Source organism: Acinetobacter sp. YH01010 (assembly GCF_013420775.1).
GTDB lineage: Bacteria > Pseudomonadota > Gammaproteobacteria > Pseudomonadales > Moraxellaceae > Acinetobacter > Acinetobacter amyesii.
Genome location: NZ_VOYF01000002.1, coordinates 233,433 through 247,161, shown reverse-complemented (window position 1 = coordinate 247,161; position 13,729 = coordinate 233,433). Strand labels below are relative to the sequence as shown.

The window sequence follows — 13,729 nt, the reverse complement described above, 5'->3', positions numbered from 1 at the left end:
ATAAAAAAACCTCCCAAATGGGAGGTTTTTTATAGCGTATTGAAACCACATTACTTCAAAAAATTATACGTCGAATCATAATATTTCTTGGGACGAGTCCAGTCACTGTCATCTACAGATGGTATATACAACACCATACCTTGTCGCGCCCGAGTCAGTAGCACTCGATATGCATTTAACAGGTATTTCTGCTTTTCAGTTTGCCTTATATTTTGCCATCGACTACCTTTAAAGGCTTGAAATTGCCAATCTTGATCAAAATAAAAATTAATATCCCATGCCACGCAACTGTAATCTATTTCCAAGCCTTGCACATCAAACTCAGTTGCAATATCTTCCAAATAATACGCAGAACGTACATCTGTATTTGAATTCAAAAACCAATCTGCAGGTGTTATTTTATTCTTTACATCAATACCTTCGGCTTTTAAACGTCTGGCACCCGAACTAGCAATAACCCCAAAGCGCTCTGAACCCTTAGCCTTTCTTTTTAACCACTGTTTAGCAACATTAAAATCACGACAAAGCAGAATAGGATAATCTTGGGACATCATATGGTAAGTTTCTTTCGCGGACTTTGCATCACCATCTAATACATGTTGAATCAAATGTGAAACTTGTTCGCTGCGAAATGACCGGACAGAAACAGCAAGATGTAAATCTTCCTCATTTTTTCCATTTTTTTGAACCCAGAATTGTTGTTTAGGATCAGTTAAATAGACTTTATCCTGCAAAATTTTGTTAGAAAAGTAGATCTTCCATTTCGGGTATTTATGTTCTAATGCTGATAGCCATTCAGAAACACCTGCTTCTCCAGTGTTAATCTCCTGCCCACCACCAATCAGGCAAACAACGACACACCAATCAGCGTGGCGATCCATAACACTAATGAGAAACTCTGGTTCAGACATCGAAAAATTATCAATACCTTTTTTCTGTTTCATAAAGTTTGAAACCTGATCCTTTTGCCAGGCCCTTTGAGCTTCATCAAAAATAACGACTTTTTCGATTGGCACCTCATTTGATTTCAAATAATGATCTCTAAAATGATGAATATTTTGTATAAAGGCTTTGGCTTCACGTTCTGCCTCAGATCGCGTCTTTTTTTCTGTTTGTTGCTTAGCAAGTTCCACGGTATTTCGAACCAATGCTTCACGTAAAACATCAACTAAAGGACCATTCCCAGATAAAAATACAGAATGTTCTTGTTCATTTGTTTTTAAACGCTGGTTCGCAATATTAAGACCGGCCAATGTCTTTCCTGCACCAGGTACACCCGTTAAAAAACAAATCGTTTTTTTATTTGTTAATTTTGCATCTTCAATAATTTGTTCGATTTTTTTCGAAGTGATCGCTAAATTTTTTGCACCGGCATCACTTCTAGAAATTTCATCCACTGTATGACCTTGATATAACGCCTGAGCTGCTTCAATAATTGTGGGTGTTGGTTTATATCGAGACTCAACCCACTGTTTGATATTAAGTTGCGTAAGACCTGCAAATTGATAAAGCGCTTGTTCGATTACAATCCGTAAATTATGGGTGTTACAGCATAAAGTATCTTGATAAGTGGATACCGCTGACCATGACTGTTCACAACTTTGAGCTTGGGTTGAAATTAAAAGTGGTATGACCTTTTGCTGATGACTACCTTCATGAAAATTCAACAAATCCAAACAATAATCTATGACCTGAGTCTTAGCATATTGTGGGTAACTCTTTTCACCTACTTTAAATTCAATAACAAAAATTAAATTACGTATCAAAAGAATGTTATCTACGCGCTTACCCATCCGTGGAATAGAGAATTCAAAAAAGATTTCTCCCTCATCTAAAAAATCCAACTGTTGTTTTAAAATCTCAATTTGTTTTAACCAAGCGTTCTTTTGTAAATCTTCCAATGCAAATTCATGCTGTAGTGCCAAAGCCCCCATAATTTCTTGTTCATTTGTATGTATGAATTGTTGCACTGAACCCTGATAATAACTACGTAACATCATGATCTTCTAAGTTTATTTAAGCTTTGATTGTTTTAATCTTATATAAAAAAACCTCCCATATGGGAGGTTTTTTTAACAGTTAAAGATTACTTCGAACCTTTAATCCCTGCTTGTAATAACAACGCACCTAAACCACCAATTTTATTTTCTTGTGGTTTCGCTGCTTGAGGTTTTTTATGACCTTGTGGGCGGTCGCCTTGCGGACGGGCATGCTGTGGACGTTTCGCATGTGGCTTACGCTCACCACGTTGTTCTTGCTGGGCATTGTCACGACGTGGTTGACGTTGTGGTTTCGCTGCAGCAGCACCTTCTGCACGCATAGACAAGTTGACACGGTTACGTTCAACATCGACATTCAAGACACGAACTTGAACAATTTGACCTGGTTTCACGACTTTGTGCGGATCTGCAACAAATTCATTTGCAAGTTCAGAAATATGCACTAAACCGTCTTGGTGTACACCCACATCCACGAATGCACCGAAGTTGGTTACATTCGTAACCACACCTTCAAGCTGTAAACCTTCAGTCAACTGCGCCACTTCTGTGATGTCTTCACGGAATTTAGCCGTGCGGAACTCTGGACGTGGGTCACGGCCTGGTTTTTCAAGTTCAGATAAAACGTCTTGAATTGTCGGTAAACCAAATTGGTCATTTACAAATGCTGCTGCATCGATCTGACGGATAATTTCAGTATTACCAATAATATCTTTTACAGTCGTCGCTTTTGCTTCCACAATTTTTGCCACCAAGTCATATGACTCTGGGTGAACTGCAGATGCATCCAATGGTTCAGAACCATCTTGAATACGTAAGAAACCTGCTGCTTGTTCAAAGGTACGTTCGCCTAAACGAGGTACTTTCTTCAAACTTTGACGGTTATCAAAACGACCATTTTCTTTGCGGAATTCAACGATTTGCTGTGCAATCGATTTATTTAGACCCGCGATATAACCCAAAATAGCAGATGATGCTGTGTTGACATCAACACCTACTGAGTTCACACAGTCTTCCACAACCGCTTCTAGCGTTTTTGCCAAACCGGTTTGGTTCACATCATGTTGGTATTGACCCACACCAATCGATTTAGGATCAATCTTCACAAGTTCAGCCAATGGATCTTGTAAACGACGTGCAATCGATACAGCACCGCGGATCGATACATCTAAATCTGGCAATTCATTTGACGCCAATTCAGATGCTGAGTAAACCGACGCGCCTGCTTCAGATACCGACACACGAATCAAGTTCAAGTCTGTATTTGCTGCCATCATTTCAGCTACAACAGCTTCAGTTTCACGGCTTGCAGTACCGTTACCAATGGCAATCAGTTCAACATTAAACTCACGGCATAGACGTGCAAGTTCAGCCACTGATCCAGCTTTGTCTTCTTTCGGAGCAAATGGGTAAATCGTGCTATGTGCAAGGACATCACCTGATGCATTCACAACAGCCAATTTCACACCCGTACGGATGCCTGGGTCTACACCCAATGTGCAACGTGCGCCTGCAGGAGCAGAAAGTAATAAATGACGTAGGTTTTCAGCAAAGACATCCATCGCTTCAGCTTCAGCAGCCAAACGTTTTTCAGTCAATAATGAATGTTCAATCGCAGGACGAACTTTACCGAGCCAGAACAATTTTGCAGTTTGTTTTAAGAAATCTGCACGCGCTTGTGGTTGTGCTGTTTCTAAATTGTATTCAGTATCAATACGAGCCAATGGTGCATCATCTTCACCATCGACTTTTAAGCCCAAGACATTTTCTTGACGGCCACGGAGCATCGCCAATAAACGGTGTGAAGGGACTTTATTTAAGCTTTCAGAGAAATCAAAGTAATCACGGAATTTTTTACCGACTTCTTTTTTCTCATCGCTTGCAACTAAACTTTTCAACACTGCAGTTTTCGCAAATGTCGCTTTTAGCTCAGTGGTTAATGCAATATTTTGTGCCCATTCATCAATTAAAATGTGTTGAATCGCATCAAGTTGACTTTCAACATCTGCATAATCTTCATGGCTAAAGCCTGCCAAAGCTTCCGTAGGATCGATCGCTTCATTAAAGATTTTTTCAGCGATTGGGCCTAAACCCGCTTCTTTGGCTTTAAATGATTTACTGGTACGTTTTGGACGGTACGGTGCGTAAATCTCTTCTAAAGCATTTTTCGTTTCTGCTGCATTCACGCGAGCAAGTAAGTCATCAGATAACTTGTTTTGTTCTTTTAGAGATTCGATTACCTTTTCACGGCGCTCAAATAAATCACGCAGGTAAGTCAGACGTGTATCGAGCTGACGTAATTGAGTATCGTCCAGACCTTGCGTCACTTCTTTACGGTAACGTGCGATAAATGGAACACTGGCACCTTCATCAATGAGCTTGATGGCAGCTTCAATTTGATTTGGACGTACGGCAATTTCTTTTGCCAACTGCTGAACTAAGTCAGTCATCGTATTAGATCCCTGCAAGGATAAGTTCTAAAAGCCATGATTATAAAGACCAAGACCATAAAATCCACAATTGTTTTTATAAATTTATTCGTGGTTTTTAATGCCAGTTCATCTCAAATACACATTTTTTTACGAAACTGACTATGAAACAGCAAATTAGCGAGACTTAGATAAGCAAACTGATTCGAACAACATGTATACATTTGGTATCTATGTCTTGATTTTAACTGCAATATTTGTTGCTTTAGAGCATAGTAAATTTATATAAATGAATCGTATACTCAAGTGAAATCGACTTTTTGTTTACGATGACAATAAAGAATAAGGAGCACGTCATGAGTTTAGTTGTACCTGCTGAAAAAACAGATGCCGTACAAGCCGAAACCGACCGAGTCGAACGCATTCTGGTTGTCGATGATGATGTGCGTCTACGCACCCTCTTACAACGCTTCCTAGAAGATAAAGGTTTTGTGGTCAAAACCGCACATGATGCGACTCAGATGGATCGTCTGTTGCAGCGGGAACTCTTTTCCCTGATTGTGCTCGACTTTATGTTACCTGTTGAAGATGGCTTGAGTATTTGTCGCCGTCTGCGCCAATCTAGCATCGATACCCCGATCATTATGCTGACCGCTCGTGGTAGCGATTCAGACCGTATTGCTGGACTTGAAGCCGGTGCAGATGACTATTTACCAAAACCATTTAACCCGAATGAGCTATTAGCTCGTATTCGTGCGGTACTACGTCGCCAAGTGCGTGAAGTGCCGGGCGCACCAAGCCAACAAATGGAAGTGGTGTCTTTTGGTCCTTGGTCACTCGACCTATCTACACGTACCTTAACCCGTGAAGGTCAAGTCGTCACATTGACGACGGGTGAATTTGCCGTACTCAAAGCATTAGTTCAACACCCTCGTGAACCACTGACACGCGACAAGTTAATGAATCTTGCTCGTGGTCGTGAATGGGGCGCCATGGAACGTTCAATTGACGTTCAGGTTTCTCGCCTACGTCGTTTAGTTGAAGAAAACCCTGCACGTGCGCGCTATATCCAAACCGTTTGGGGCGTGGGTTATGTCTTTGTTCCAGATGGTGCTGAATAATCCAAATAAATAGTAATAAAAAATTCCGCCGTTCATTAGGCGGAGTCTTTTCATTGAACATTAAATTTATCCAATAACCTGCGGTTCGCCTTACTTTTGTTTCGGCAAAAGTAAGCAAAACCATTGTCATACGCAAAACTCGTCTCATTTCTGCTTCATATCAGAATCATCGCAGAAACATAATCTATTCCATGCTTCCTGCCTCGAACAGTTGCGTATGACCTGAACGCGTATCCAACAGGGTTAATTGATCTCACACTCTAAAATTTACTCTAGGGATATAGCGTGAAACTCGAACCCATCGACCCACAGGAATTTACCGACTACGTTACCTACTCCGAAAAAAAACGGACACCTTGGGAACGCTTCCTCGATAAAATCAAACCCCGCTCTGCAGCCATGCGGACCACCGTATTGGTCTTATTTGTGGTGTTTTTTAGCCTGTTTATGTCCTTATGGTTCTTTTGGCGCACACTCTATTTACCCGAAATTCAACAACATGCTCGTTACCTCGCGGTCGAGCTTGAAATCATTAACAATCCTGATTTACGGATTTTTCATAACAATGCCGAAGTGGATGTCGACGACTGGATGCGCAACCGTGTCGGGATCGAATATGTGACCGATCCGAAAGAATTCCCCAATGTCAAAGACAAAGTCATTGCAGAGTTCTTTACCAATCAAATTGAAAAGAAACTGGCCAAAGAAATGCGCATTGATAATGCGACCGTGTATTTCCAATTTAAACCTGACCCACGCATCTGGATTCAAACTCCAGAAATGAATGGCAACTGGGTTCGCGAGCCTTTAAAAACCTATGCCAACTATAGCGCAGAGCTGATTTTAGGCTGGTTATTGGGTATTCCTCTAATTGCCGGCATCATTATTTTAACCTTGGTTCGTCAGCTCAACCGTCCGCTAAAACGTTTACAAGATGCGGCCAACAACTACAGTAAACACGGCACTGCCCCCTATTTAGAAACCAACCATGGGCCACAAGAAATTCGTGAAGTGAACCAAGCCTTTAACCACATGGTCTACACGCTGGAACAAACTGAACGTGACCGTCGTATTATGTTGGCCGGTATTTCCCACGATTTGCGTACTCCGCTGACCCGTATTCGACTCAGCGCAGAAATGATGCCTGATGATGACTTTCTAAAAGAAGGTCTGATCTATGATGTTGAAGATATGGATGCGATTCTGAATCAGTTCATTTCGTATATGCGAGATGGTTCAGATGAAGTTCCGCAAGATACCGATTTAAATGCGTTATTGCAGGAATTAGTGATTCAATTTAAACCCTTAGATATTCGCTTTGAACCCCAAGACTTACCGATTATTCAAGCACGCAGCCTGTCGTTAAAACGGCTAATAGGCAATTTAATCAATAACTCAAAACGCTATGGTGCCGAGCCAATTGAACTGTCTACCGAATATGAAGGCGACCATATTCAAATTCGCGTTGCCGATAATGGCGAAGGGATTCCAGAAGACCAAATTGAAGACCTGATGCAACCTTTTGTACGTGGTAATGATGCACGTACCATTCAAGGCAGTGGACTCGGTTTAGCCATTGTAAAACGTATTGTGGATATTCACGAAGGTCAACTTTCAATTCACAATCGAGCAGAAGGTGGACTCGAAGCGATCATTTCTTTACCACTGCAAAAACTCGAAAATGATGAAATATTAAACAACAGCCCATTGGAAAAAATTAAGCAAAGTTTAACTGAACGCTTTTAACAAGCGTTCAAAAAAGCAACGAACAGTTTTGTTTAAGCTTTAACCATTGATATTTTTAACTTTATTATTCAGTAGTTTAAAAAACATAATAAAATCTTATACCCACATTTTTTCAAAAAATTAGACCTTAGCCTAACAGGTATGCAAAATGGCTTTTTTGATCGGTACAATCCGTATCAGTTTTGAGAATTTCACGAGAGTATATGATGTCTTTAGATCGCATCCGTTTAGCTGCCCTTCACGACAAAGTTATCAGCGCAGAAAAAGCTGCTGAATTCATTCAGGATGGTATGACGGTAGGTATGAGTGGTTTCACACGCGCAGGTGAAGCGAAAGCTGTACCTTTAGCGTTGGTTCAACAGGCTCATGCTAATCCTCTTAAAATTACCCTAATTACTGGCGCGAGCTTGGGTAACGATTTGGACAAAAAATTGACTGAAGCAGGTGTTCTTGCTCGTCGTTTACCGTTCCAAGTAGACAATACATTACGTAAAGCGATCAACAAAGGCGAAGTAATGTTCATCGATCAGCATTTGTCTGAAACAGTTGAACAAATGCGTAACCTTCAGCTTAAAAAGCCTGATGTAGCAATTATTGAAGCTGTTGCGATCACTGAAGATGGTGGCATCATCCCTACAACTTCTGTAGGTAACTCTGCAAGCTTCGCAATTTTTGCTGAAAAAGTGATTGTTGAAATTAACACCAACTTAAGCCCAGCATTCGAAGGCTTACACGATATTTATATCCCAACGTATCGTCCAACACGTCAAGCGATTCCATTGACTCAAGTTGACGAACGTATTGGTACACATGCAATCAACATCGATCCTTCAAAAATCGTAGGTATCGTATTTAACAACGAATTGCATGACTCTCCATCTACAGTGACTGCACCTGATGATGAAACTCAAGGTATTGCAAACCACCTGATCGCTTTCTTTGAAAAAGAAGTAGAAGAAGGTCGTTTACCGAAAAACCTTGGTCCATTACAAGCAGGTATCGGTTCAATTGCAAACGCAGTATTGACTGGTCTTAAAGATTCAAACTTTGAAGACTTGATCATGTACTCTGAAGTACTTCAAGACTGTACATTTGAATTGATCGACGCAGGCAAAATGAAATTTGCTTCAGGTTCTTCTATTACGCTTTCTGCTAAATATGGCGAAAAAGTATTTAATAACCTTGAACAATACAAAGACAAACTTGTATTACGTCCACAAGAAATTTCTAACCACCCAGAACTTGTACGTCGTTTAGGTATCATCGGTATCAACACTGCGCTTGAGTTTGATATCTACGGTAACGTGAACTCAACTCACGTTTGCGGTACAAAAATGATGAACGGTATCGGTGGTTCAGGTGACTTCGCACGTAATGCACACTTGGCGATCTTCGTGACTAAATCAATTGCAAAAGGCGGCGACATTTCTTCTGTTGTTCCATTTGCTTCTCACATTGACCATGCTGAACACGACGTTGACATCTTAGTTACTGAACAAGGTCTTGCTGACTTACGTGGTCTTGCTCCACGTGAACGTGCTCGTGCAGTAATCGACAACTGTGCTCACCCTATGTACCGTGATGCGCTAAATGATTACTTCGACCGTGCATGTGCGAAAGGTGGTCAAACACCTCACCTTCTACGTGAAGCATTGTCTTGGCACATCAACTTCGAAGAGAACGGCCACATGTTAGCTGCTCAACCAGAAGTTAAAACTGCTTAATTGACAGTGAAATAAGAAAACGCTCTTCGGAGCGTTTTTTTTATGGCTTTTATTTTTCAATATGACTTATCAAGTCTGCAAAACTCGACTAATCTAAATTGGTCAAAATACATGCTAAAACAAAAATTATGTTTATTATCCGCCCCTATCTCGAATCTGATTTAGATGAAGTGATTGCACTTTGGGAACTGTGTGATCTGACCCGTCCATGGAATAACCCTGAAATTGATATATTTCGAAAATTGGCTCAACGTGACCAACTATTTTTATTGGCTGTCAAAGATGATCAATTAATCGCAACTGTCATGGGTGGCTATGATGGACACCGAGGCTGGGTCAATTATCTTGCCGTACATCCACATTTTCAGCGAAATGGCGTCGCTACCGCCCTCATTCAGCAATTAGAAAAACGCTTAATTGCTTTAGGTTGCCCCAAACTTCAATTACTGATTCGCCAAGACAACATTGACGTACAAAATTTTTATGAACAATTGGGCTATGAAGAGGTTGAAGTGATTTGTTTGGGTAAACGTTTAATCACGGATTAGTGGCCAGACAAATCTTCGGTCAAGCCTTGTATCAACATCAAAAAAATTCGACATTGCGCCATCGAAACAAAAATGGATTGCATTGCTTGGCTTTAAATTTTAGGATTTGCCCCCATCATTTTCCCAGAACATAGAAAAGAGATTTCCCATGCGTGTAGATATCTGGTCAGACGTGGTTTGCCCATTTTGTTATATTGCGAAAAAACGCCTTGAAGCTGCTGCCGAAGAATCGGGTGTAGAGCTTGAAGTGTTTTGGCATAGCTATCAACTTGACGCAGATGCGCCCGCTCGCCTAGAAATTTCTAATACTGAACGTCTAGCTCAAAAATATGGCCGCAGTATTGAAGAAGTTGAAGAAATGCAGCGCAATATCGCCGAAATGGCAAAAGCTGAAGGTATTGAATTTAACTGGCAAAAAGCCAATTCAGGCAATACTTTCAACGCGCACCGCTTGATTCATCTTGCACAAAGCAAAGGTCTCGGCAGTGAAGCCAAAGAAGCTTTCTTCTATAGCTATATGACGCAAGGCTTGGCCATTGGTGAACGTGAAACCTTAGAAGACGTTGCATCTCGTATTGGTCTAAACCCTGTTGAAGTCGATGACTTATTAGACTCAGATGAATTTGCTGATTTCGTCAAATACGACGAAGAAGTAGCACGCGATCAACTTAAAGTTACGGGTGTACCGTTCTTTGTGTTTGAGCAACGCATTGCTTTAGCAGGCGCTCAACCGAAAGATGTATTTAAAAAAGTGATGGACAAAGCTGCGGAACTCCCTGAGCTTGCTCCTACACCTGTCTGTAATGATGAAAGCTGTGAAACACCTGAAAAATAATTCAGCGCGTTCAATCAAAAATCCCCGAACTTCGGGGATTTTTTATGATCAGTTTTTAACATCAATAAAATGAAACTTATTCCACCAAGAAGCTGATTTTTAAGTTCACTCGATATTCCGCAATTTTATTGTCTTTCACCACAACTTTTTGTTCATTAATCCATGCACCCTGAACGTTCTTTACGGTTTCAGTGACTTTATTAATTCCCGTTTGGATTGCATCTTCAAAACTTTTTGTGCTACTTGCATTTACTTCAACGACTTTAGCAACAGACATTGTATTTATCCTCATTGTTATGATTTTGAATCTTCATCATATGATTAAGTCACTTATTTTGGTTATTTTTTAAACATCAAAACAGCAAAATATTACATGTCTTACACAGGAGTGAATTCCACTTCGAGGGATTACAAACTGACCATCATTTATTACATGCTTTCTGTTTAAGCCAAGGCCACTACCGATTAGGCTAAAAGCTTCATTCTTCAAACGATCATGCTCGGGAGTAATGTCATGACTATTGAACCTCAAGCAACTTCTGCTGAAACCGAACTATCTACCAATACAACCCCTCAAACAACCACCAACGAGTCCCAAACAGGGAAGAATAGCTTTCTCTCACGTTTTTCTCCGACCGTCAAAGGTGCTGCGATCGGAGCTGTTGCAGGCAGTATATTGCCTGTTTTTGGTACTATTAGTGGTGCCATTATTGGTGGTATCGCAGGCAAAGTCTATGAAAAGAAATGTGCCAAACATTCATAGATTTTTCATCTATATCTGAGTGATACGCCGCTGTCACTCAGCTAATAAAAACTCTAGAGCAATAACTCTAATAGACTGTTTTATATAAATATTAAATCCTACCATTTATCTTGTGTTGCCGAATCGATCATTTTTAATTGATTATTTTTTGATATTATTTTCACATAAATTCAAGTGATTAATTTTCTCCCTGACTCAATTTTTGAGTTACTAATGATTGATAGGAATACACAAATGAACGCAATCAAATATGCTATGGCTGTTGCTGTGATGGCGCTTTCTGCAACTGTTTCTGCACAAATCGTTTACGTACCAGATTTTCCAGTAAAAAAAGCTGTAACTGCTGAAACTGCTGAAACTGCCAATGCAGAGAGCCAAGCTCCAGCTGCTGATACAACTGAAGTTATCACAAACACAGAAAAAAAAGCTTAATTTTTAGCTGATTTTTCCATAAAAAAACCGATGGCTCCCACCATCGGTTTTTTATTTTATGTGCCTTTACTTTGGGCTTTATTCTTTACTTAACATTAAAAATGAACATCTAAAAGCGCTCAATCGCTGATGATGACTTCAAAAAAATTGATCCAACTATGCCGCGATAAAATTTGCAAAGCGTATCTTTAAGCTGATGATTTGGTATTATTTTTAAACAAAATGCGCATTAATTGTCATATTCAACACTTAATTTGTAGAAGCTGACATTTATTTCCATGTTTTTTTTAATGAAATCTCTATAATCAAATGAACTAATCGACTTCTTTATTTTTAAATTTACATTGTCCTATGCAAGAACTTCAGGCACTGATACAAGGAAAAATTTCACCGCAGGTCATCGATATTGAACGCCTGATTGAATTGGCCAATACATATCGAAACCCGAATTCGGCTGAATATAAATTAGTAGAACTTGCAACCAATATTGTATTGGCTAAATATTTAGAAAAAGCACAAAAAGTCCTTTAGGAAGCGGACAAATGAATTTACAAGAGAAAGTACAATTAATAAAAGAAATCCATGTACTGACCCATCAACTTGAACATCGTGCTTTAAGTTTTTATGAAACGGCGCTTTCTAAACGTCGGATTCATGAAATTTTTGCCTTATGCGATGAACCAATTTTTCAAAAGCAAATATTAAGTTATCGCGCATTAACTAAGCCACAAATGGCTGCAACTGAATTTTCCAAACAAACGCCATATTCATGGTTATTTCGTGGCTATTTTAACCATGATGCTGCACTTGAAAATGCTTTATATCAATATCCAGAGATGGGTTGGGCCTTGCTGCATGACCATGAATTAGGTTGGCAAGTGTGGATGATTCCAGCCAAACAGCGCACGGCTTTACTCAGTGAATGGGGCAATTTTAGCGAATGCTATGATTGGTTAATTGAACAACAACAGCTATATAAATGTTTAATCAGTGATACCGATCTACGTCTACATGCCTTACGCCTAAAGGATGAAATCATCTCAGCGCCAAGCTGTGTTGCAGCAAGTGTGGACGACCTACTGCCAATTGAAGCGATAAATAAAGACGGATCTGTTGATCTAGATCATTGCGATAAGCAAATCAATAAAGCGGATACGTTGCTTGATAACTCAAATACAAATAAACCGGAGCTTTCTGCACCTGATACCGTTCCTCTTGTTCTAATTGAGCAGCCAACACATGCGCCATCGGAGGAACATCTCAACTCGACAATGGCAGGCGTTGAATTTCCTGAACAGGTTCAAATCGCTCAATATACCGCTCGCGTTCAAACGCTGCAAAACATCGATGCGCAATTGGCCTTGTATGAATTGCAGTTTATAGATCAGCCTGAACTCACAACGCAACTTGATGTTCTATTACATACAACAGATGGTACAGATTGGAAAAACCAGCCACTGTATTTAGCAGAGCAAATCAATACCGAAGGTCGCTTCATCAAATATCTCTTGTTGTTTGGTGCGCAAACGCAGATGGAAGCCATTCGACTCTCTCAGCTGTTTTGCCAACAACATCAACATGAACTTGCCGCGATTAAAGTCATATCATGGGACAGTCTAGAGCAACTCTGTGCTGCACCTGATCAGCTCTATCAACAGTCTCAGCATGCTGAAATGATTTGGTCGCAAAACGACTATTATCCATTTATCCCGGTACAGTTAGTTCATACGCAAAAATTCATTCATTTTGATGAACCTGAACCGACGCTACATACCCCGCTGTTATTATTACAAGAACGTCAAAAAATACGTTTAATCCACGGTCAAAAACGCATGGCACTCTTGCGTACTGAACAAGCCCTTCCCTATTTGATCCTCCATCGACAGCAAGGTTTAAATTGGCAAAGCATCCAAAATGTGATCCAACAATTGGCTCAACCCATTGATGTGATTTCGCTTTATCAAGCACTTAAGCAAATGACCGAAGATTAATTGCATTTATTTTGTAGTTTGGCTTGCATTTATCCGACAAAAATAACAAAACTACAGATGCAGGATACTCAGATGATAATTAAATAGAGCCAAAACATATGCATAAAAAACAACAGTACTTTATTCGGACTTTGCTTTTTTCC

General features: G+C 40.0%; 12 protein-coding genes. 9 read left to right on the top strand and 3 right to left on the bottom strand.

Annotated features, from left to right (window positions below):
- Positions 1-50: 50 nt before the first annotated feature.
- Positions 51-1,997, bottom strand: a complete 1,947-nt coding sequence (locus FTT77_RS02950) for a DUF2075 domain-containing protein (RefSeq protein ID WP_180108892.1) — start codon at positions 1,995-1,997, stop codon at positions 51-53.
- Positions 1,998-2,086: 89 nt separating this feature from the next.
- Complete coding sequence (locus FTT77_RS02945) at positions 2,087-4,447, bottom strand: Tex family protein (RefSeq protein ID WP_180007060.1); 2,361 nt, start codon at positions 4,445-4,447, stop codon at positions 2,087-2,089.
- Positions 4,448-4,782: 335 nt separating this feature from the next.
- Here FTT77_RS02945 and ompR point away from each other — a divergent pair, with 335 nt between their 5' ends.
- The 5 genes from ompR to FTT77_RS02920 all read left to right on the top strand — a co-directional run bounded on the left by ompR (position 4,783) and on the right by FTT77_RS02920 (position 10,400).
- Entirely contained in the window at positions 4,783-5,547 is a 765-nt protein-coding gene (gene ompR, locus FTT77_RS02940) for a two-component system response regulator OmpR (RefSeq protein WP_078189809.1), read from the top strand.
- Positions 5,548-5,832: 285 nt separating this feature from the next.
- On the top strand, positions 5,833-7,293 hold the full coding sequence (locus FTT77_RS02935) for an ATP-binding protein (RefSeq protein WP_111885830.1): 1,461 nt from the start codon (positions 5,833-5,835) through the stop codon (positions 7,291-7,293).
- 206 nt (positions 7,294-7,499) lie between these two features.
- Positions 7,500-9,017 carry an acetyl-CoA hydrolase/transferase family protein gene (locus FTT77_RS02930; protein WP_180007250.1) on the top strand — a complete coding sequence of 506 codons (1,518 nt, stop codon included), beginning with the start codon at positions 7,500-7,502 and terminating at the stop codon, positions 9,015-9,017.
- Between the two features lie 128 nt (positions 9,018-9,145).
- Positions 9,146-9,565, top strand: coding sequence for a GNAT family acetyltransferase (locus FTT77_RS02925; RefSeq protein WP_168377983.1), 420 nt, complete (start codon positions 9,146-9,148; stop codon positions 9,563-9,565).
- A gap of 148 nt (positions 9,566-9,713) precedes the next feature.
- The gene (locus FTT77_RS02920; protein ID WP_111885832.1) at positions 9,714-10,400 is read left to right on the top strand and encodes a DsbA family protein; all 687 of its coding nucleotides are present in this window, start codon (positions 9,714-9,716) and stop codon (positions 10,398-10,400) included.
- Positions 10,401-10,476: 76 nt separating this feature from the next.
- Here FTT77_RS02920 and FTT77_RS02915 read toward each other — a convergent pair whose 3' ends face one another.
- Positions 10,477-10,677, bottom strand: coding sequence for a dodecin family protein (locus tag FTT77_RS02915; protein WP_067761311.1), 201 nt, complete (start codon positions 10,675-10,677; stop codon positions 10,477-10,479).
- Positions 10,678-10,914: 237 nt separating this feature from the next.
- Between FTT77_RS02915 and FTT77_RS02910 the strand changes: the two genes are divergently transcribed.
- The 4 genes from FTT77_RS02910 to FTT77_RS02895 all read left to right on the top strand — a co-directional run bounded on the left by FTT77_RS02910 (position 10,915) and on the right by FTT77_RS02895 (position 13,586).
- Entirely contained in the window at positions 10,915-11,163 is a 249-nt protein-coding gene (locus FTT77_RS02910; protein WP_218946142.1) for a glycine zipper domain-containing protein, read from the top strand.
- Between the two features lie 234 nt (positions 11,164-11,397).
- Positions 11,398-11,595 carry a hypothetical protein gene (locus FTT77_RS02905; protein ID WP_180089631.1) on the top strand — a complete coding sequence of 66 codons (198 nt, stop codon included), beginning with the start codon at positions 11,398-11,400 and terminating at the stop codon, positions 11,593-11,595.
- A gap of 351 nt (positions 11,596-11,946) precedes the next feature.
- Positions 11,947-12,126, top strand: a complete 180-nt coding sequence (locus FTT77_RS02900) for a hypothetical protein (protein WP_078189814.1) — start codon at positions 11,947-11,949, stop codon at positions 12,124-12,126.
- A gap of 11 nt (positions 12,127-12,137) precedes the next feature.
- Entirely contained in the window at positions 12,138-13,586 is a 1,449-nt protein-coding gene (locus FTT77_RS02895; RefSeq protein WP_180026786.1) for a hypothetical protein, read from the top strand.
- Positions 13,587-13,729: the final 143 nt, after the last annotated feature.